Source organism: Nostoc sp. 'Peltigera membranacea cyanobiont' 232 (genome assembly GCF_002245985.1).
Taxonomy (GTDB): domain Bacteria; phylum Cyanobacteriota; class Cyanobacteriia; order Cyanobacteriales; family Nostocaceae; genus Nostoc.
This window is the reverse complement of sequence record NZ_NOLK01000142.1, coordinates 1-21,417: the sequence shown is the minus strand read 5'-3', so window position 1 is coordinate 21,417 and position 21,417 is coordinate 1. Positions and strand designations below refer to the sequence as shown.

General features: G+C 43.2%; 21 protein-coding genes. 11 read left to right on the top strand and 10 right to left on the bottom strand.

Going from position 1 to position 21,417, the window contains the following annotated elements:
- The 5 genes from CDG79_RS31315 to CDG79_RS31290 all read right to left on the bottom strand — a co-directional run.
- Positions 1-1,959 (bottom strand): sensor histidine kinase (locus CDG79_RS31315; RefSeq protein WP_094345605.1); only part of this gene is annotated, 1,959 nt, incomplete at its 3' end.
- 288 nt (positions 1,960-2,247) lie between these two features.
- Complete coding sequence (locus CDG79_RS31310; protein WP_094345604.1) at positions 2,248-5,790, bottom strand: PriCT-2 domain-containing protein; 3,543 nt, start codon at positions 5,788-5,790, stop codon at positions 2,248-2,250.
- Positions 5,791-6,062: 272 nt separating this feature from the next.
- A complete protein-coding gene (locus CDG79_RS31305) occupies positions 6,063-6,788 on the bottom strand; it encodes a hypothetical protein (protein ID WP_223278440.1) in 726 nt (241 codons plus the stop codon).
- A gap of 92 nt (positions 6,789-6,880) precedes the next feature.
- Positions 6,881-7,120, bottom strand: coding sequence for a hypothetical protein (locus tag CDG79_RS31300; RefSeq protein WP_094345602.1), 240 nt, complete (start codon positions 7,118-7,120; stop codon positions 6,881-6,883).
- A 262-nt stretch (positions 7,121-7,382) separates the two neighbouring features.
- Positions 7,383-7,541: a ribbon-helix-helix domain-containing protein gene (locus CDG79_RS31290; RefSeq protein WP_073642922.1), complete on the bottom strand. Its 159-nt coding sequence runs from the start codon at positions 7,539-7,541 to the stop codon at positions 7,383-7,385.
- A gap of 311 nt (positions 7,542-7,852) precedes the next feature.
- Between CDG79_RS31290 and CDG79_RS31285 the strand changes: the two genes are divergently transcribed.
- From CDG79_RS31285 to CDG79_RS31245, 8 genes are all read left to right on the top strand, one after another.
- On the top strand, positions 7,853-8,425 hold the full coding sequence (locus tag CDG79_RS31285; RefSeq protein WP_094345600.1) for a hypothetical protein: 573 nt from the start codon (positions 7,853-7,855) through the stop codon (positions 8,423-8,425).
- A gap of 591 nt (positions 8,426-9,016) precedes the next feature.
- Positions 9,017-9,526, top strand: coding sequence for a hypothetical protein (locus tag CDG79_RS31275; protein WP_094345599.1), 510 nt, complete (start codon positions 9,017-9,019; stop codon positions 9,524-9,526).
- Positions 9,527-9,538: 12 nt separating this feature from the next.
- The gene (locus CDG79_RS31270) at positions 9,539-10,207 is read left to right on the top strand and encodes a hypothetical protein (RefSeq protein WP_094345598.1); all 669 of its coding nucleotides are present in this window, start codon (positions 9,539-9,541) and stop codon (positions 10,205-10,207) included.
- A 46-nt stretch (positions 10,208-10,253) separates the two neighbouring features.
- On the top strand, positions 10,254-10,529 hold the full coding sequence (locus tag CDG79_RS31265) for a hypothetical protein (protein WP_094345597.1): 276 nt from the start codon (positions 10,254-10,256) through the stop codon (positions 10,527-10,529).
- Positions 10,468-11,109, top strand: coding sequence for a hypothetical protein (locus CDG79_RS31260; RefSeq protein ID WP_143855630.1), 642 nt, complete (start codon positions 10,468-10,470; stop codon positions 11,107-11,109). The genes CDG79_RS31265 and CDG79_RS31260 overlap by 62 nt, the downstream gene beginning before the upstream one ends.
- A 64-nt stretch (positions 11,110-11,173) precedes the next feature.
- A complete protein-coding gene (locus tag CDG79_RS31255) occupies positions 11,174-11,743 on the top strand; it encodes a hypothetical protein (protein WP_094345595.1) in 570 nt (189 codons plus the stop codon).
- Positions 11,740-13,191, top strand: a complete 1,452-nt coding sequence (locus CDG79_RS31250) for a hypothetical protein (RefSeq protein WP_094345594.1) — start codon at positions 11,740-11,742, stop codon at positions 13,189-13,191. The genes CDG79_RS31255 and CDG79_RS31250 overlap by 4 nt, the downstream gene beginning before the upstream one ends.
- A 1,051-nt stretch (positions 13,192-14,242) precedes the next feature.
- The gene (locus tag CDG79_RS31245; RefSeq protein WP_094345593.1) at positions 14,243-14,929 is read left to right on the top strand and encodes a discoidin domain-containing protein; all 687 of its coding nucleotides are present in this window, start codon (positions 14,243-14,245) and stop codon (positions 14,927-14,929) included.
- Positions 14,930-14,983: 54 nt separating this feature from the next.
- Here CDG79_RS31245 and tnpC read toward each other — a convergent pair whose 3' ends face one another.
- Positions 14,984-16,519 (bottom strand): IS66 family transposase, encoded by a 1,536-nt coding sequence (gene tnpC, locus CDG79_RS31240; RefSeq protein ID WP_094345592.1) that lies wholly within the window; start codon positions 16,517-16,519, stop codon positions 14,984-14,986.
- A 307-nt stretch (positions 16,520-16,826) separates the two neighbouring features.
- Complete coding sequence (locus CDG79_RS31235; protein ID WP_094345591.1) at positions 16,827-17,345, bottom strand: hypothetical protein; 519 nt, start codon at positions 17,343-17,345, stop codon at positions 16,827-16,829.
- A 115-nt stretch (positions 17,346-17,460) separates the two neighbouring features.
- Here CDG79_RS31235 and CDG79_RS31230 point away from each other — a divergent pair, with 115 nt between their 5' ends.
- Complete coding sequence (locus CDG79_RS31230) at positions 17,461-17,679, top strand: PDDEXK nuclease domain-containing protein (protein WP_143855629.1); 219 nt, start codon at positions 17,461-17,463, stop codon at positions 17,677-17,679.
- A 141-nt stretch (positions 17,680-17,820) separates the two neighbouring features.
- Here the strand turns inward: CDG79_RS31230 and CDG79_RS31225 are convergent, their stop codons facing one another.
- The gene (locus CDG79_RS31225; RefSeq protein WP_094345590.1) at positions 17,821-18,279 is read right to left on the bottom strand and encodes a hypothetical protein; all 459 of its coding nucleotides are present in this window, start codon (positions 18,277-18,279) and stop codon (positions 17,821-17,823) included.
- 184 nt (positions 18,280-18,463) lie between these two features.
- Here CDG79_RS31225 and CDG79_RS31220 point away from each other — a divergent pair, with 184 nt between their 5' ends.
- On the top strand, positions 18,464-19,546 hold the full coding sequence (locus tag CDG79_RS31220; RefSeq protein ID WP_094345589.1) for a hypothetical protein: 1,083 nt from the start codon (positions 18,464-18,466) through the stop codon (positions 19,544-19,546).
- Between the two features lie 16 nt (positions 19,547-19,562).
- Entirely contained in the window at positions 19,563-20,015 is a 453-nt protein-coding gene (locus CDG79_RS31215; protein ID WP_094345588.1) for a hypothetical protein, read from the top strand.
- A gap of 172 nt (positions 20,016-20,187) precedes the next feature.
- Here CDG79_RS31215 and CDG79_RS31210 read toward each other — a convergent pair whose 3' ends face one another.
- Both CDG79_RS31210 and CDG79_RS31205 read right to left on the bottom strand, forming a co-directional pair.
- Positions 20,188-20,514, bottom strand: a complete 327-nt coding sequence (locus tag CDG79_RS31210; RefSeq protein WP_094345587.1) for a helix-turn-helix domain-containing protein — start codon at positions 20,512-20,514, stop codon at positions 20,188-20,190.
- On the bottom strand, positions 20,511-20,885 hold the full coding sequence (locus tag CDG79_RS31205; protein WP_094345586.1) for a type II toxin-antitoxin system RelE/ParE family toxin: 375 nt from the start codon (positions 20,883-20,885) through the stop codon (positions 20,511-20,513). The genes CDG79_RS31210 and CDG79_RS31205 overlap by 4 nt, the downstream gene beginning before the upstream one ends.
- Positions 20,886-21,417 lie beyond the last annotated feature (532 nt).

Genomic DNA, 21,417 nt, shown 5'->3' with positions numbered 1-21,417 from the left:
AGCTTGCTGCCTTTGCTGGTTTAATGGAATTGCCATCACAAATTCTGTACCTTTACCCAAAGTGGAATTACACTGCAATTTTCCTTGATGTTTTTGAGTAACAATCTGATAACTGATAGATAAACCTAAGCCTGTACCTTTGCCAACAGGTTTAGTAGTAAAAAAGGGATTAAATAATTGGTTTTGCAAATTTTCCGGAATCCCAACTCCATTATCAACAATGCGAATAATTATTTGTTTGTCAGCAGTAAGTTCAGTTTGAATGCGAATTTGACCTTTACGCCTTATCAATGAAGTAGACGCGCTGTCTTCACCTTTAGGCAGGAGATGACAAATAACGAATGACTCTTCTATGGCATCAATTGCGTTTGTTATAAGTTTTATAAACACCTGATTGAGTTCTCCGGCATAGCATTCCACCAGTGGCAGGTCAGCATATTCTTTGAGAATTTCAATTGCTGGATGATCTGGTGTAGCCTTGAGGCGGCTTTCTAAAAACATTAGTGTACTATCGATACCTTCATGGATGTTTACCAGTTTCATTTCTGCCTCATCTAAGCGTGAGAAGTTTCGGAGAGATAGCACAATTTGTTTAATTCTGTCCGCACCGAGTTTCATCGAAGTCAGCAACTTCGGCAAGTCTTGCATCAAGAAATTCAATTCAATTGCTTCTGCCTCATCTTGAATTTCTGGCACCGGCTGGGGATAGTGATGTTGGTAAAGTTGGAGTAATCTGAGCAAATCTTGGAGATATTCATGGGCGGGAGTGATATTACTATAAATAAAGCTGATTGGGTTGTTAATTTCATGTGCTAGTCCTGCTACTAACTGACTTAAGCTAGACATTTTTTCAGTTTGAATCAACTGAGCTTGAGTTTGTTGCAATTCTCGTAAAGCTTGCTCCAGTTCAAGCGATTGCTGTTGTAATGTTTTTTGTTGTTGACTAAGCAGCACAACCTGCATTTTCGCTTGTTGAGATAGTTGTATTTGTCGCCAAGCTATAATTGCTGCGACCCCAAGTAGTCCACCCAATATGGAAGCAAGTAAGTTCAGCGCTTTTAGTTGAGATTCGATGTTTTCACGCGGTATAACCAGAGCTATTGACCAATTCGCTTGTTTGAGATGAACATAAGCAACATATTTGTTGGTGCCATCAATGGGAATGAGTTCGATTCCTTGCTGTTGGTTGACCATACGACTAGCAAGCGCCGCTAAGTTAGGGTCGGCTGACTCTAGAAAACTGTGGGCAGGTTTTTCTAGAGTTGACATCACCGCTGGATTGGGATGAATAATTGGCTCTCCCTTGGAGTTAAGTGCAAATGCATAACTGCCATTACCGTAGTGCAGTCTGTTGACTACTTGAATAATTCGATCTACCTTCAAGCTACCGTTCAAAACTCCAATAGGACGACTGGTAAGGTCATAACTTTGGCGAATAGGAGAAGAGATCGCCACAGCCGGAATTCCAGAAGTCCGACTGATGAAGGGATCTGATATATTGACTTGTCCTGCCATTGCTTTTTGAATAAAATCCCGATCCTTGTTGTTGGCATCAGTTTTACCTACCAAAGTGTTGTAATAGGAACCGTTGGGCAGCGAAACTGCGATTTTGAAAAATTCATCAGTGCGCTTAATTTCTGCGTTTAAATATGGTTCAATAACTCCCCAATTTAAGGAACGCGCCACCTCTGTATTAGCAATAGTTTGAATTTCAATAGAGCAAATTGCTAACCATTGATCAATCTCATCAGTTCCTTGACGAACCTGAAGCAGCGCTTTTTCCTGAAGTTGTTCAACAATTAACTCTCTGACTACGAAGTAGCTAGCAATGCCAATCACCCCTATTGCTAAGGTAAAGCCAATCAAAATCAGTGGTGTTCTCACCTTAGACAGTTGCTTTTTTAGCACAGGTTTGTATTGCCTAACTTGGAACAAATCACGTAATAGTAGATAGGACATGATAGGCAGTACTGAGAAATTTTAATTAGACTTGTTACCTATAGTTCCCATGACATCAACTTTCAGAACAGAAATTTGTTTCTAAGCTAACTTTTCTCATTAAGTCTGTTGAACAAGTCACCAGCCCTGACAAAGGTCGTTACTACACCTAATTAAGTAATCGGGTGTAGAGGTATGTTGATCTGTCCGCTCAGTGAATGATTAAGTACGTCATCATCTCCGGGAGCGTCTTTTGTTACTGTTAAGTTCAGTAGGAATTAAAAACCAATAAATTTTATAACGTCACTGTCAAGTTACAGATGTGTTGCACCGGGCAACGGCTTTTAGAATGGACTCATTTGAGTAAACTTCGGTGGGCAGACAACTCAGTACAATCATCAGCAGTGAAGCCCTAACAGCCGGGCTACATGAGTGTAAAACTCGCCGCATCGCCGTACTACCAAGAACTTCGGTAACTTCCGCCACCCCATCTAGGGAAGTTGGGAGTGATGATTCTGATTCAGCAATCAACATCGGGAAGTATGTACGGGCTAGCCACTTTTCATCGTCGTCTAAGTCAGCCAAATTTTTATTACTACCGCTATTAAGACTATCTAATAGCAGGAGTAATAATTTTTTAAAGTGCTGCCAGCCCCCCCAGCGTTGGGTAAATCGGCTCACCCATCCTTGGGTAGTGTCTATGATTTTGGCGATCGCCTTTTGTCCAATTTTCTGCTGTGACTGCCAAAGCTGGGTGAACGCTTTGACGATGGCGTGTCCGGTCTGCTGATCTCGGCTACCCGCTTCGGTGCATAGAGAGCAGGCATCGACAACCTCTAACTTGATTCCGGGCAGTTCATCTAAGAGAAAACTAAGGTCATAGTCAGCGCAGAAGTAGAATGTTACCTCCACATTGGGGCGACGATGAGCGCGTAATCGCCCAATCTCTTGGATGATTTCTGCACGGATCAGGTCTGTGAGATACTTTTGGAAAGCGCTGAAATCATCTTCCAGGTTGACTGGTTCACCAGTCATCACCTGATATTGTGCTGCTAAAACACCGATGTTTTGGTAGGGAATGCCAAAACTTGCGATCGCAGAAACATCACTAAACCTATTAACACCACGACCATCAACAAAGTGACCGTATTCTGTGCGCCCCTCGGCTTGTGTTGCAATCTGTTTCCAATCGATAATGCCAAGGTTGGGGCAGAGTTTTTTCAAGGTTTCTTTGAGGGCATTAACACGAGCGCTAAGTGGAAGGGAGCGATTTTTGGGCAGTTTACCCAGCCCCGTAACGTTGACCACTTTTAAATTGTCGTAGTCTGGGCGTTGCTGCTCAATGGTTAACACGGGGTCACTGATGCCCAATTTCAATTTCAACTGCTGGGATTTGAATGTGGCATCAAGGTAAATATTAAATTTGGCAGAGTGGGCCAATTCAGTATGTTTGGGGTTTCGGCGGTGAATGCTGAGTACACCCCATTGAGATTGAAAACTACCATCACCTTTCCAAGCTTCGAGGAAGTCAGGCAACCAGTAATTAGGCAAGTCAAGAAACTCCCTCCCGGCCGTTCGTGCGCTGTCTTTAACTACCTTTTTGGCAGCATAACGAGCCGCAGAGCTTTTTTTGAGTTGTTTATCTTGGGTAATATCAATTGAGTCCAAGTCTTCTAAAAAAGTTAAATCAGGTTCTACAGTTTGCTGAATCGCTTCGATATCTAAGCCTGTGGGGAAAGGGGGCAGCAGCGCTCGGATGCTGGCATCATCAAAGCCGTAGCGGTCATTCGGTTTAATTTGCTGAGTAAGCAGTTGGTGTAAAACTTTTAGTGCAGGTTGCAGCTGTGATAGAAGATTTGGTTCTAACAGTAGCAGCTTGCCGACAGTGGTTTCAAAATCGCCAAGGTTCACATCAACATTACGCACGGGTTTGATGAGTGTACCAGCTTCTTCCCATAACCGCCCAACGGTGAAAGTTTGGTCAGCAGCATTAGTTAAGGTGACAGGGGTAGAGTCGGGGTGCGCTCTGAGTTCAGAATAATTTTGAATTGCACTGCGCTTTTGAAAGCGGAAGCCAAAACCTTCCCCGTAAGCAAAACGGCACTGATTTTTAAGGGAACAACCGCCACAGATGGGACTGATGCCGCTCTCTTCAAAATCAAGGCTGCTAAAATTCTTGTTGCGGAAGGCGTTAAATAAGTAAGTTCTGTGACAATTGCCATCAGTGTCGGCAGTCTCACCCGCTTTAGTCCACAGTTTAAAGTCCTCACCTGTAGGAGTTTTCCGGGTGGGATCTAGTTTAAAGCCGTTGTGACGCACTGGCAGATCAACGAAATTCGTCTCAATGGGCAGTGTGGACGGGTTTCTATGGTTGGCATCCTGGTAAATTAGTTTATCAACGCCGAATAGCCCCGCCGTCAGTTGCCCCGCGTTGTAAGACTTACCCAGTCCAGGGTGAGAATTATCTAAGATTTGTGTCCAGCCCTTAGAAACAGCTTCCACCCAAGCGGTAATATGTTCTTCTGGCTGGCAGGAGATAGAGATATTGCCTGTAACTTCAGTTATGTACGGGATATTGCCGGGCTTGTAAATAATTACATTGGGCGAAGGCGTGTCAATTTCGGGTTCCAGCTTGCGTGTTGGTGGGGCTTTAAATCCTTTAAATATCGAACTAAATGGAGCGATCGCTTGCTTTAATAAATTTTGGAAGCTGCTCAAGTCCTCTCTGACTCGCCCAAGTTCCCACTGTTCACGGTTAATTACTCCTTTGGGCTGGTATGGTTCATACTGTCTCTGTGGGAATCGAAAGCCATACTGTTTTGCAATGTGAAACAGTGTTCCGATTGAGATTCCCCCACGCCGAAAACTGCGAATCTTAGCGTGGATGTTCCAAGTTGAGCCTTTGATGCTGGGCGACCACTGCTCGGCTATAATTTCCGCTTCTGATGCCCCATAATGATTAACCAGCGCCATCAACACCTGACGGCATTCGTCGTAGTTACCGCTTCCTGGGGTACGTGGTGGGATGAATGAAAGCGCATTCTGGATTAGCTGGTCAATGTCCCAGCCTTCAGTGAGGGAAACCTCACGCCACTCTTTACGCCGTGACTCAATTTCCTGAATTCTTAGCTGATACTCCTCCCGTTCATGCAGCGCGATCGCGATCGCTTCACTTATCCATTCTGCTGGTAAAGTGGCTTCAGGGTTGACTAGCGGGAATTCTGCCTCTGTGCTGCCGTAGAAAACACGACTTGCATCTTTACAAGCTGGATCATGCGGTAACTGCTGCATTAGCGATCGCGTACAAGCTTCTACAGTATCAGCGCCTTGGACATATTCGGGGAGAAGGAAAACCAACCGGAATTTATGCCAGTCTGGTTTATGACTAGCAGTGGTGTAAATTAAAGCACAGTGTTTTTTAATGAAGGGATGGGCTAGGGCTTCTTCTAGGGTTAATTGGTGATCGTAAACTTTGATATAATTGCCGTTAGCGTCCTTAATCGGCTTGCCTTCTGCATCACGGGCGACATCGGAATTATCAATGTCGAGGAGCAACCATTGAGAACCGATGACATTAGCCTTACTGCGCCATTTCCCACCCAACAATCCGGCACAGATGGCGTGACCTGCTTTAATGTGGTGCTGAACATCGGCTAGAGTGCCCTCTACATCAATGAAGTTACCGGCCAGCTTCTTAAAGTCCCAGTCTTTGTTTGTGCCAGTAGCGTTAAACGCGAACTTGATTATCCGACTCTCAATCAACTCAAGTTTTGTCTTTGCAGCAGAAAAAGTTTCTGATTGGCCTGCTGATTGCGCCGATACTGAGTTATGAGATTGTTGTAATGGTGACATGAAATATTCCTCCTGAAGTGTGTTGGAGGAATTGGAGCTATCCCGAAAGTAATCTTCTAATACAAACGTTCAGAAATGTAAAAACAGAAAAATCCTAAACTGCTCTTTCTGTCTGGATTGCTGGTGTTACAATGGCTTAACACCTTGAAAGGTTTGATAAGATTACTATTAGGGATATTAATTAGGCGGCAAACCCAATTCCCCAATTCCAAGTGAATAAAAATCAGAAAACCTCGGTATCCCAACGGGACACGGGGTTTTCACCTTTTAGCCTATCTGTACTTGGCTAACCAAGCCCTGACAAACTCGGTTACTTCCTCCTCTTGAATAACAAAGGCAGTACCTTTTCTCCTGAGAGCCAGAATTTTCATACTTCCCACCTCCGAATAAAGATGTTCATTGTGAGTATTAGCCGCCTTGGTAGGAGGCCATAAGACCAAAACTTTTGCTGTGGGAGTCTTTTGAGCTTCACGGGAAGACATCAAAAACTTATCTCTGTTCTTGTTGAGCCACTTCTCGTAATCTGCTAACTCCACAAGTGGGCAGGGTTGCCACAGTTTTAGTCCATTTTTGTCTTTGCGCTTGACTTGTAAAACCTCTCTAGCTTCGTTGTAGACAATTTCTCTATCTCCTTTTGAGCGAATGGAGATAAACAGGTGAGTTGTTCGTGGAAATCTAATAAACAAGTCGATAGGGTTGTTGTCTTCTACCGGAATTACCGGGAAGACTTGTACATCTAGGCTTTTAAACTCATCAAAAAGTAAGGTTCCTAATTTTTCCAACCGCGCAAGTTTTTGAGTTACCACCAACGGCTTATAAGCCAATCCAAAAAGAACCCAGCCAGCCGGATGAATTATGCCTCCTGTAGCCAGCGCAGCAGCACCAGCCGCTAGAGCTTGAGTGGACGCATAATCTTTCGCCTCCCTAATTTTTTCAAACGCCGCTTCGTTGTGCAGTGGGAGTTGAAAATCGCTTGTTAGGTCTTTCACTGTTAACATTGGCGACATCAAAAAATAATGATGTGAAATAGTACTAGCTGCTCGATTTTGCCTTACGGGGCTAACGTGCCTATGAGTTTACACCTCGTGATTCAGGCTACATCTTTCACTGTAAAACCTTTGCTACACCACTGAACTAGCAGCCATCTATCAGATTCTTTGTCTAAAGCTGGCTTAAGGCGGAAAGCAAAAAAATCTTCCCAAGCCTCTACCCCGTGTTGTGTAACGAATTGTTTTTCAACTTCTTTAAAACGTTCCCAGTTACGATCCGCGATCGCGGTCAGCATTGGGATTAATTCGCTTACTGGTATCTGAGTAGTTGTTTCACTCATCTGGGTGTCCCTCAAAAATACAAATAATTGGTAAAGGTTCTATCTTGGTATCAACAACTTTAACTAATCGTATTCCCCTTTTTCTGCCTATCCTTTTGCAGTGTTGCTCTGAAGCAGCAGGCAGCCAATATCTAGTCTCAGCTAGTGGGTCAAATTTGCCCTCAACACGCTCTATACCGTCGTTTGCCTGATTTCCCTCGGTCAAATTACCTCCTGTTTTTGTTCTGCCCGATGCCTTCGGCGGGCGCAGCCATCGCGTTAGTCATTTGTCCTTTTCCTCTTTTTTCTTGTCTATCGCTTGCTCAAGCAGCATTGTTATGAGGTTGTTAACGGTTCGATGCTCATCCTCAGCCCATTCCTTAAGAAACTCGTGCTTATCTGGGTCAAGGTAAACCATGACTCGTGGCTTTTTACTAGGCATCTCTACAGGTACATATAAGTACTATCGCTTGTCAGCAATTGTCGCCTTAATAAGAAAATTTGGGAAGGGAGTTGCACTTGTTAGTACCTGCTGCTAATATATTAGTGTCGAGGTTATCGATACGTCAATAACTTAAGGCAGACGCAGTAAGACCCAAGCGCAAAACGCTAAGGCGAGTTCCTTTCGAGGGTTGTAAGGCTTGCAAGCGCTGTTTTGAGAGCATTCAACTATTCACAGCAATATCTGCATTGCATCCGTTCATTTTCAACGGTCGTGGTAATTGTGCGTGTCTGCATTAGGACAGAGGATTCATGCATATCAATTTACGCAACTTAGAAGCAATCAACGAACTACCTTTTGAGAAAGTAATGCTTAATCAAAATCAATTACGAAGGTTAGAAGCAATAGATCGCTGGCTCAGAGAAATCCGAGATTCTGAAGAATTCAGCCAACTGGAATACTCTCCAGATGTGATGCTGGGAGATGCAATTCAAGCAGTAGGCGAACTACTTGATTTTCACGTTCCCTATGATTATAAGCCCTCAAATTTTACTGATTCGGAGTGGCATTCATATCTAGAACAGAAGCCAGTAATGCACATTCGCCGTGTAATTCCTTGGCGTGAAAAGATTAACTCATTCATACTCGGTGCTGCGTCAGAAGTAGCAATTGTGAGCTTGGTAACTACTAGTTTTATGGTAGTTGGTTCTATCTTTTGTCACGGGTTTGACCGGATTCAAGAAAGTAGAGGTGAGCAATATCAACCCACATGGATTTACAACGCCAAAATTTTTGAAGGAAGCGCCATCGCATCTATCGCCGTCTTCCTGGGTGCAAGCTTAACGGGCGCGTGTGTCGCGGGAGACAAGAATGATGATCGATAAACAGCTTGTAGGATGCGTAACCCTCCTAAGCAAGCAAATCCAAAACCTACAGTATCGATGGCGCTCTCTATCGCTATCTCTATAGCAATGACAGTATCAGACACACACAATATTATTTCCGTCCTTTACCGCGTCAGTCTAAGAGCGCTGACTTAAAGCTCAATCGTGACAAGGTGCTAAGACGCTGCTACGAAGTACCGAGCTTATATAAACAGCACACAGCAGAGATAAATCACAACTCAATACAGTTGAGTTTGTTCTAACCATTGGTAACATCTACTACCGCATATCGCGGACAAAGGCTTTGGTACAAGCGCGTCAACTAGTCCAAAAGGGGCGTATTCGCGGGGGTAAACGAGAAAGTGTCAGTATGTCTTGAAAACTGACAAAGCTTGTTATTACGTGGTTATAGCCTCGGAAAAGTAAGTTCTTCATGATTTGTCAGATTTATTTTCCAAGGTTATTGATAGTCGTCAGCTAACTGCTGATATCAAATAACTGGATTCAACTAATTACATACATCAAATACCTTGGACTTATCTGGAATGGCAGTTAATTTTATACACACTTAAGCATTAACCAGGAGAAAATGTGGCGACGAAAGAATATATAGCTAAGTATCGCCAGTTGAAACAGATTTACGAGCGCGAGTTAAACAAACAGATTGCTGATATTACTTGGTATCGAGTGGTAGCAACCTTAAAGCAACACTTTAGTTTTGAAGTACAGGCAGTTGATGCTCAAAAGATAGTTGAGGGTTTCGCTGGACTAAAACGGCGCTACGGCAGTTTTACGGGTCGTGGTGAGGGGTTTACGGAACGCTGGCAGGCATTTAGACATTTCTATGAGTTAGATGCTCACTACTCAGGCAGACAGTTTTTAGAAATTCTTGCAGACTATCTAAAAATCAATCTTGATGATGTACCACGCAGCACTCGTTACTACTGGTTTGAGAAAGCCGGACTATCTTTCAGTGCTGAAAATATTTACCACAGCAAAGATTTAGCCCTTGTTGCGTTTGTTGCAGCTAAATGGGCAATCAACAGACGACCGCAACCGATGAAATCTGCAACCACCGAAGTTTTAACACTAGCCCTCTAAGGAGCAATCATCATGTCTGACAAGTTTACTAATAACGTTCGCGCTCGTTTGTACAAACAGGGTTATCAAGGATTTACCAAGGACGATTACACAACAGCCGCGATCGCTGTCGAGTGCGATGACCTTGACAATCCCACCAAAGAGCAATTGAGCCAAGCCGTTGACTATCTGAAAGTTAAAGCGACAAGCCAATTATCTGTAGTTGATGAACTCGTTGAAGAAAAATTTCTCTCACAAGTAGAAGATGCACAACCTGACCCTGAACTTGATAACAATCAGCTTGCAGTCGCCGAACCTGAGATTAACAGCATCACTGTAACCAGCGATGACTTGCGTCAGATTGTAACAGCCCAATCATCGGCGCTGGGGTTTGAGTTAACTGAACAAGAAACATTAAGCATTGCTGAAAACGTTGACGACACCTTTACCGACTACAGCCAATTTATCAGCACTGTAACAGCTGCAATCAAGAGCTACGTTGATCATAAATTTGATGTCATTGAGCAATCATTTGAAACTAACGCCCAAGACTTGCGAGAACACGTAACCAACAGAGCTTCTAGATTGAACCAAAAGGTTAACAACTTCTCAGGAGACATCAAAGCGGATATGGGAGTCATCCGCCAAAACATTAAAAGCACCCAATTCTCAATCCTCGCAAGGCTCAAGGCGGCTCAATAGTAATGACTTGACGCTGCGAGAGTGCTTGTTGATTCGCTGGATGAGAATGAGCTACTTCTCAAGAATTGCTGTTAGTTTGGGTGCGCTCGGTGCTGTGATTTTACCCTTGTACAACTGCTTGTATCTGCCAATGCTAGAGCAATCAAGCTATCAGCAATATCTCAAACGTAAGTTAGCTATTGAGCAATATGTAAGGCGAATGGAGTATCACTGCAATCAAATCTTTACCCCAGAGAAGGAATATCGCTGTGAAAAGTTCAATGAAGCTAAAGAATCTGGTAACTTCCAAATCACGCCACTTAGAGCGCCAATTAAAAACTAAATTCAACGCATCTACCAACTTAGTAGTCAGAGCGCTAACAGGCGATAAGTCAGCCCTGAAGTTGATAGGACAAATGGGTAATGACGGAGCGAAGATTAGCGAATTCGCCCCACAGGTGAGAGAGCAAATGTTAGCTGCTATCAAAGGGACTGAGGACTTAAACGTAGTCCTAAGCGACATCTACAAACAAGCTGGTGTTAGCGGCGAGAAGATTGAAAGAGCAGTACAGTCAGCGATTTTAGCTGATACTCATCTAGCAAATATCCTAGAAGAGATGAAGCTTGATTTCGCTTCATCCAAGGAGAAAGAAGCGCTGCGCCATCAACAATCAACAGACCATCTATTGCTGAAAGCATGGGTGGATAAACACATGATGCAAGTTGATGGCGAATATAAGATGTTGCAGACAGAATTACAGACAGACATTAGACAACAAACAATTGACCTGCAACATGATAGAGAACTGGGCAAGTATTACTTAGAAATGGGTGATAACGCTCGTGATGATTTCAAGCCGAAAAAACAATATGCAGGGCGTTCGATTGTACAAAAAATCAAGGATGCCCTAATAGGTTTCTAATAACTAAACCCGTCACTAACTTTAGCCGTTCGCTGACGGGTTCGAGAAATACTCTGATGCTGATATGACATACGACATTGATGATAGTCAAGAAGAAGTAGTAAGCGAAATCGCCCCAGATACGCCGTTACCAAAAGACTTAATAGAACATTTGGAGTCACGCAAGCAGCACCGCAAAGATGTTATCCATACAACTGAAAAATTGACGAGATTCTTTGTCGGGTGGTCGCTAAATTCTACGGGATTCTTTATCGCTAAATATCTCTTAATAACTGGCGGTGGCGTTAATCTCTGGTTGGCAATTTCGCTCTCGTTTTCTATATGCAGCGTTGGCTCTCTCGCTGGGCTAACGGGCTTGAGAGTTAATTACAACAGTGACGGACTAGAGGTAGATAATATGCAAAATGTTTTAAAAACTGCTGGGGGCTTGGTGTTTGCAGGTGTCACAACTTGGTTAGCAGTCAAAGACCATCAATATTTTGAGAATTTGACTAAAGAAACAGTGTCCCAGATTAGCCAAGACATCCAAACCATTGAAAAACAGAATCCACAATCAGACCCTTGGCTAAGTATTGCAGTCGCGTTGGCTTTATTCATTGGCTCCATTGCAATTATTTTTAAGGGGCGGGAATGAAACAGGGTGTTTTCGAGTTAGCACTGGCTGGTGTGTGTGGTGTAGCCGCAATCATCGGGCTGGCAACATCGCAAACACGTCAGCCCTACGATTTGACACAGATTCAGTTCTGCCCAAGGTCAGCGAATGGCGTACACAGCCAAATAGCTTTGGATAAGCGTTTTTGCAACCAGCCGCGTTTTGTCCTCACTGAAGAATGGCAGCGCTACGGATTGTATGGCAGCATCATTCCCTACAAGGGCGATGCAATTCAATGGGTGCGTGATTTGCCCACAGACAACCCTAATCAGTTGTTAGGATATGCGATTGCAGTTATTGGGCTATGGGGTGTCGTGGGTTGTTTGCTCGTGCGATCGCAACGCCTCAAGCGCACGGATTATGAACTGGGCGAACTCGAAAAGACTGGCGACTATGCAACTTGGCAGCATAATAAGCACAAACGTGAAGTTAAGCAGCATTCGACCCAGCTTTATACTGAACGCCTGAAAGATGGGCTGTCAGGACTGGACACAGAAGAACGCAAAACGCTAGGACTGACAGATGAGGAAAACGAACGCGCCAAGGCTCGGATTCAGCTAGAGGACTTCATGAAAGCCCGTGCTGTTAATCATTCTGTGATGGATAAAACCATTGCTGAGAATCTTCGAGACAGGGCGAAAGCGGAACAAGAACGCGGCAAGATTGAGGGTAAAACCAAGGGAGCGATCGCAGAAAATGACAATCATCATCTGACTGACCAGCGCCTCATCAGTGATTTAATCGAAGCACTCAAGAATCATGAGGACGGGTGGCTGTGGAAGATTATCGACAATCAAAAGCCCGTTTGGGTGCTAGGAGAAGCCGGAAGCGGTAAATCAACTCTAGCAGCTTCGATTGTCATGCTCAGAGAAAATCTGTTTGATATGCCCTTGTATCAGCTGATAGACGCACACGCAGGAGAAAATTTAAGAAACGCATGGAGATATTTAAGCTCTCAGTTGATAGCGCAAACAGAAGAAGAGATTGGACTTGCTTTTGATGATGCCCGTTCACGCTGGCTAGACAGAATCAATAACCAACCTAACAAGCGACCGCAACAGTTACTAGTTGATGAATTCACTAACTATTCTGAGTCAGACATCACCAAGGAGCCTGCCAAAAAGTTTGTTAAAGCGTCTCTTAGTGACCCTAGAAAAGCTGAAGAAAGATTAGTCTGTATTGCCCATTTCTTCACTAATACCGCCGTTGGTGGCAGTGATGGAACTGCTAAAGGTAGAGCTAGAGGCACTATTCAAATTGACCGCAAAACAGCAGACGGTAAGACACCTTTAAAAGTTGCAACAATTAACGGTTTAAACAATTCCCAAGGTGATGCAGAAGTAGATAAAAAGGTTACAATTCCTGGTTGGTTGACACCTGAAAAAATTCACAAACATTTCAACGGTCAGCCAATTGATTTTGATGATTAATCGCTGAGAAACATTTCCTTAGTTTGCTGAGGGTGCGTGAGCGTATCGCCTCATAGTCTGGCTTCCTGCCCTTTGAGATTCGCCCTCTGCTAGAGAAGCGGCGAATTCCCCCAATCACTGCTGCAATACCTCCAGCGCACCGGGAGAAAATCGGCAGTAATACAGGAGATACAGCCCAACTTTAAGGTAAAAGGTCAACGGTTCAGTTCCGAGGAGTTGAAGCGATTGTTTAATGAGTTAGTTGAGAACAGGCTGGCCGTCAGGCTGGATGCAAATACTATTGAAATTAGTGAAAATCGGACAGACCAAGAGTTCGGACAGGATTAGACAGAATCCTTATTTATGCAGCAATGGACAGAGGCGACATAGTTCTAGACAGATAGTAGACAGCAGACAGAGCGGCCTCGGCATTGCACCGGGGGGTTTATTATTAAGAGCCTACCTCTTGATATCAGGATTGATATTAATGCCTCACCTAGATGCTCTCTAGGTGAGGCTTGTGATTTTGAGTTGGAGAGTCCGATTACCTTAATAGGCTTTCAGTACAACCGTTGACCATTGCAATAGGAATAATAACTACGCTGACTGGTTGCCTTGGAGATTTGGCTGACCCAGACTGTACAAATAACTACAGATGGCACGTAGAACAGCCTAGATCAACCCAAGCCTACCCATAATGAAGTCAAAATTTGTTTGTGTGTTCATGATCTTGGAGAAATGTGGTTTTTCTAGTTGTATTGTGAGAGGAGGCGACGGACGTTAACGAAAAGGCGCAATCATCCCAAGTAGAGATGCTTTTTGACTTGAAAATCCCCAAAAAATCCTAAAACCCATATATAAAGGAAGCAAGTAAAACGATGTCAAAGTCTCTCGGTATATACATTTGAGGCTATTTTATCGGTGTTTTTTGTCTAAGTCCCACTATTTCATTGTCATACGGTGAGAAAAAAGGTTCTCTCTCTTTATGGGTTCTTGGCATTAAGCCGAGATTCTTGTTTTTCCAGTAAAGAATACACTGCAAATACTATACTTACGTACAAACTAAATTAATATGCAGAAACTGTTTCAGTACAACTGGAGAATTATTGTAATGAATGGTGTGAGAAAATTTGCTAGTATAGCTGTTTTGTCTGGGCTTACAGCTTTAAACGTAATACCCTATAAAACTTTTGCTTACGATATACCACTCAAAAAACAAACAGTCAGAGAAAATCCTTTTCAGTTCAACCGAAAAACAGCACAAAATAATGATGATAATGATTGCCTTTCAGAGAAACCAAGTATTTCGTATGCAGATGGCTTAGTAAACCTTGCAAAAGGTAAGAAAGTATCACAATCATCAACCTATCAACAAAGCAACTTTAATGGCACACCAGATTTAGCGGTTGATGGTAATACTGAGGGTGACTTTTTTCGTGACGGAGGTTCCCATACCCAGAACGAAAAAAATGCATGGTGGGAAGTCGATTTAGGAACCAATTATTCGCTTGATAAAATCATTATCTGGAATCGAACAGATGGTGGGTTTGGTCAAAGATTATCAAACTTCAAAGTGTTAGTTAGAGATAACTCAGGCAGAGTTACATTTGAGCGCACTTACTGTAGAGGAGGAAAGTATTTTAGTCCAGCCATGATGATTGTTTTACCAAAAGATATTAAGGGTAAATATGTTAGAGTAATGTTAAATGGTACTAATTATCTTCAGTTAGCTGAGGTAGAGGTGTTTGGCTCACAATAAAGATTCACCCTCACAATATACTGTAGTTGTTCACTCTCCCCCATCAAAAAAGGCTCAAGAGGGAACGGGGATGGGGGGATGTTTTATACCTTTACGAGCTTGAGTAAGAACTATCGCAATATAACTCCAAGGATCAACTTTTCTTAGACGACAAGTTTCAATGATACTGAGAACAGAGCAATAAGCTAAACTTCCTTCTGATGTGCGAGTTCCATAACTAATACGTCGAGCGATTACAGCATGTCGTAAAGCTCTCTCTGCTTCATTATTGGTGGGTGGTAACTGTGGATGATAAAAACACGCAACCACGGCATCCCAATCAGTTAAAATCTCTTTAGCTAAAGCTTTTAACTTGGTATGCTCTGCAACCGTAGCTAATCGGCAGACTCTATAAAGGCGAGCGGGGTGTGAGTCTGATTCATCTTGTTCCCCGTCGCCAGTAGCAAGTGCATGTATCAGTTCCCTCAATTCTTCTAAAAGCCACTGTCCTAAATCCGCCACTTCCTGATTTACAGCTTGTGTTAAAGCTATAGCTTTACGGATGAGATGGGCTAAACAATGTTGACGTTTTGGGTAACTACTGTAAGCCCCATAGCCATCAGTGACTAACCATCCCACAAACGCCTCGCTTATGAGGTGCAATAATTCTTCTTTGCGACGACTGCCGATGTGGAAAACCGCAATTGTATTTGTAATTGCTACCCATAACCACCGATATTTTCCTTTCTCATACCAGGGTGTTTCATCAAGGTGGATTATTTCTGCTGATTGTAATTCTTCAATGAGTTCCTCAACTACTGGAGAACAAGCTATTCCCACTTCTCGAATACAACGGTCGATTGTTCCCACCGAAAGCGATACCCCAACCCAATCATTCAATAATTCTCTAATTTTGGGTCGAGACATTCGATATCTGACTGCAAGAGAAGCAATAAACGTTGCCAGCATTGAACCGACAAGTCCATACTCCTGCAAGCATAAATCTCTACTTCTTCCTTCAACTACCGAAACGTACCCGATTTTTGGCTTTGCTTTTGTCTGGTGCCCGCAACCGCAAGTTGCTTGATAGTAGTGATGAAGCGTGCATTTTACCTCGATTCCCGAATCTAATTTTTCTAGTTCTAATACGTAATAACCCATGTGTGCTTTGGCTTCTGGGTCTTTTTCTAAGCGACTGTTACATGATGCACAAGTTAGAGGATGATGCGCTACTGTTTGATTTGGAACCAAGGGTGTTGTTCGCCATATTCCCTTAGCTCCTTGTTGCTTTCCCGGCTTTTTTAGAGCAAATCCCTTGCTCTTGGGTTTTTCGCTTTCTTCTGAAACTTGCTTAGGGACTTGCTTTGATTCTGTTTGAGATGCTTCCGACTCTGTTTGTTGTTCTTCCTGTAACGCTAATTTCTCTTTGCTTTTGAATTGATCTGATGATGGGGGTAACGAACTATTGCTTGAGTTTTTCTCTAATTTTTCTAGTTGTTGGACTGCTAGTTGATGAAGATTTTCTGCAACTTCTACCAATTTCTCTTTGTCCAGAGATTGGAAGTAGTCTCGGTTCATTTGTGCTAGGTCTTCTTTACTCAGTCGATTCATTCACCCTTGGCTTCAATTGCACAATTATTTTTTACATTACCATACAATACTCTCCCCTACTTTTACCTACACTGCAAACTCTTGCAGATGGGGGAGAGTGAAAAACTACAATATACTTCTATTTCATTCATATTTCTAATGTTCCTGCTGCCGGAATCCAGCGGTAAAGGGTAGGGACATTGCAAAACAACCCACTGAGGAATCGCATTCGTACATACCCGCGATTGTACCCGTCAACCCTGCCATAGCAGCAAACAGAAAGGTTATGCATCATTAACCATAGGCGCTCCGATTCACTTTAAGTGCATCACCAGGAATTTTGGTCGGAATCACCCCCACCCCAGAGATTTTTTGTATATTCAGCATCTATTCGCCGTTTTTCCATAGCCTCCTGCTCCCTTTCTCTTTGCTCTTCTGCTAGTTGTCTTCGCCAAGCCTCATCGGCTTCTGCCGCTTGCCGCTCACGCTCTGCCTCGCTAGGAATGCCCGATAACGAAGGTGCTATGCCTGCAAAAGTACGGTTTCGCCAGGTATTAACAGAAGCAGGATAAGCTTTCCGGTAAGCAATATTTTGCGTTACGCAATATCCTACAAATGCAATGGCAACCAACAGACCTGTCAAATGCCAGTTAGCCCATGCCTGGGCAATGAGGAAAGCATAAAACAACCAACGTGTTTGGTCACTAAATGAGCTTAATACCCAAAGACCAACAATAAAAAAGGCAGCAGCAACATTGCCATGCACAACAAACGCAGTGTAAATTACACTGTACAAAACCACTGCGATAGCAGCGCCAATATGCAGTTTTCTTTGTGTTATTCTCATAGCCACATAGGAAAATAAGCAGTAAATTAACTGGCATCAAAATTCCCAGGTTACTTACTTCTGCTTATCGTAGCAGGTTTTTTTCTCTATCTCGGCGGGGTAACTTTATCCTTCTATGATCGGCATTATTCTGTGCAAGTCTAAAAACAAGACGGTTGCCGAACTTGCATTGCAAGGGATGACACAACCTATCGGCGTTTCTACACACCAGATAGGACAAGACGTTCCAGACCAGCTTAAAGGTATCCTGCCTACGGTGGAACAACTGGAGATGGAGCTAGATACGGCTACCGCTGAACTTGAAAGACAGCAGCATGACAGATTAGATACTTAATGTTTCTATGATGCAGTAATGTGCATTTCAACGACGTAGAATAGCAAATTTAAGAACCTCTAATTTTGAATCTCGCTAAATGCCGTCAGTCGCTTGAAATCGTTTCTGTGTCTGTCATAGAGTTTTCGTCAGTAAAAGTTGCTATTTCAGACTCACTTTTTGAACGCTGCCAGTGGCAGCTAGTTTGCCATTTGAATAAAACCACTTATATTGTAACTTTTCACCTGAATCTGGCTGTAGAACAACTGTTCCATCTTTGACACAGTTTCCCACGTAGGTCAATTTCTCAGACAGTTCTATTGATTGCGTATTAATACGACGCAACGTTAGTTCGCCACCACAACGCAGTGAAGGGTAAGCCATTGTACCAACAATAGCATTAGTATTTCCTGGTGTTAACGCCATTAAAATAGACCATTCCTCATTACTTTGAGCGCCCTTACCTTCCCATACTCCTACATAGGCAGCAGGTAACGTTGTGGACTGTGCATATACTGTTGGCTTGAAATACCCAGAGAGCAGGGATGGAAACAACACTAGACATCCAGTGAATAAAACAATCAGCAGGCTACGGAATCGGGTAAGTTTCTTGGTGAGCATTAGAAGTAATTTTTTATCTGGGAATGATCTTATGTACATATATTAAGGAGTCGCTGGTAACTTATGTAATTGCACGCCACAGTCATTATATGATGAAGTGAATTAACATTACCTATGGGTGAACTTACGCAGGGAAGCGGGAGTGCATCTGCGTTTATACAGTGGTTTCATAGTGTAAAAAGGCATGAGTAAATTCTGGTGGCAGGTTGCAGGATTTTTCCTTGCAGTGCTTCTGACTGTTACTCAACTCCGACCTGTTTTAGGAGTTGAATGGTATGGTAAATCCGAATGGTATGTGGCACAAGCTAACCCGCAATCAGTAGCCAACTACCCATGCGACAGCTTTTCAGTGAACGCAGCGGGTAAGATTCCTCCTGATGTTCCTAAGACAGAAGAAGAGAAAAAGCAGTTTGAGCTTGCCAATCCGCCTAACCCTGGCTTAGTTACCCCTAACTACTTATATAGGTGGGGCGATGTTCCAGACGCTCCCCGGCTTGCGCGTGTTTACGGTGGAAAGCCAGAAGAGTGGAATGAACACCGCACGCCAGGTTTTATGGTGAACGGACATAAAGTCTATTTACGCTGGTTCCGTAATCGATACAGCGTGGTTGATTATGAGTATAAATTCGTAGCTGAGTGCGGTCGTAAGAAGCGCCGTGGTAATCCCTCGCGATATAGCTGTGATGCTTTCAAGGAAGGGTTCGCTCCTTATTGGAAAGGAATACAGGACGCAGCGGCAAAGTATGCCAATGCGAAACATCCTATTCCTGAGTCCCTACTTGCCGCTATCGCTGCACAGGAAACCGGAGGAGCAGGAGCGTCTTTTCCCAAAAACATTCAGGAGCAAAACCTGAATGGGTTCGGTACTGGGCCTTATCAGATTGATTTTAGTAATGCAAAAAGAGATTATTACCCTGATATTACACCTGCCGATGTATTTGCACCGGATGCACTAACGCAATTTCCTGATCTGAAAGACGCTTTTGATGATAAGGGGATAACACCAGTGGATGCGAGTGATCCAGGAAAAGCGTCAGAATACGCAGCCCAAATTCTAGAGCAAGCATGGAATCATTTCGGGATAATAGATGCTGCTTTAGCTGCATATAACGGTGGCTATAAAAGAGCAAGACATCCTGAAAAAACTACTCTACAAAACTGGGGAAGTAATCAAAAATTGTCTTACCCTGACTCGGTGAAACGTCATCAGCAGTTAATCGACGATGCAGTCAAACGCTGTGGTGCGCCTGTAACTACACAGCCTTAAGCAGGAGAGAAAACTCATGAAAAAGTTACACTTATTTGTGATTGGATTGTTGTTGTTTTTTATATTTACTTCCTTACTTCAGCCCGTGCTGTCGCAGGAGGTGGATACTGACCAACAGTCTCCTGCTCATGTTTATTTCTTACCCAAGCGACCAGCCAATGCCAAACTTTATAATATGGTAGGTGTGCTGGCTAGCTGGAGCGAAGGAAATAGTGCTACAAGCCTTTGTATCAAAATTGCAAAAGATGGAAAAGAGCAATGTTTTTTTGCAGGATATCCGTTTTTATTTAATGGAAAGCCGCTAAGAGGTTGTTTTAACCAAAGAAAACTTGGTTTATGCGAACAAGCTCCAAAAGGTTTCGGATTTGGCAAAACCAGAGTGCGGGTAACATACTGGTATATTAAAGACCCTTTGAGTGCTGACAATTCAATGACAGAAATCACCGATCAGGTGGATTCGGTGAAGTAATCAAATAATGTTCTTATTTGTTTCGGCATTATTCTTTGCAAGTCTAAAAACAAGACGGTTGCCGAACTTGCCCATCATCCAGTCCCATGCAGCTGCATAATAGTTAACGGTATTGGAAAATTCCCTTTTATGTACCGTAAGAATTAAGAAATTTTAAGGCTTTTATCCATCCCTATAGCGATATCACAGTTTCAGCAGATTCACCCGGCGCGTGACGAGAGCGAAGATGTAAGGTGATTTCCGTATCAAGTCGCTTAAGGAAAATGAGCAGTTTGCCCTCACTGAACCTTTGAAACTCTCCTTTCATCAAATGAGATACTTCTGGCTGCGGAATGCCGAGAAGTTTGCTGATTTCCCGTTGTTTCAGGTTGCGTTGTTTCAAAAGGCGTAGTACCTGAATCCCTATCTTTCCCCTAGTAAAAAGTTCATCTGCATTAGATAAACCGAGGTCAGCGAATACGTTGCCACTGCTTTGTTCAAAAACCGATTCTTGTGTCATTGTTGTTTCTCCCTTGCTACCGCATCCTTATAACGTTGTTTAATTAGATCGACATCAGCCTGTGGAGTTTTAATACCCTGCTTTGATTTCTTTTGAAAAGCGTGCAGGACATAGATTTGTTCTCCAATCTTTACCGCATAAACAGCCCTGTAAGTATCGGGATCGTAGCGTTTGACAATTTCATACACGCCACTTCCAACCCCTTTAAAAGGCTTGGCATCCATTGGTGTTTCCCCTGCTTGCACCAATTGCAGCGCATAGCCTACTGATGCACGCACTTCAAGAGGAAATGAACGGATATTTTTGAGAGAGTCTCCCATCCAAACAAGAGGTCGTAAAGGAATTTCTATAATATCCTCATCATCTTCCATATTATATGAAATTTCCTATAAAATCAGTCAGACAATAGCATGAAATGTCCCCCGCACCACTAGAGAGCTAAATTTTATTTACAGTTGGTTTCCTTCTAGACTGCCGTGTAGACGCTGGTGGAGAGAAAATTGATATCGGTTTTGATAGCAACGATGGATCAACCAGGGGTATAGAAGCAGTATAAATAGTTGAGCAAGCCGCAACATGAGCAAATCATACTGGTGCGGATCATACCTGCAAGTGGTAATCGCGTTGCAAACATAAGCTAATTTTATCAGCCAACGACGGAATGCGGGTTGTAGCGGTCGTGCTTTCGGGCTGATTGATAAGTCTGGGTTAATCGGGTGTCATCGCTCACGAGATCATAGGCTTTTTGGTGACTTACATTGTGTTATTGGGGTTAGCGCTCTTTTATTACTCTCATGAGAGTATAATTAGTTACTAAGAGTTTAACTTAGCAAGGGTATTTAATTGGGTTCAAGAACGGCTACCTCCACGATCACCGTGGTAGATCAGTACTGCGATGCCTAT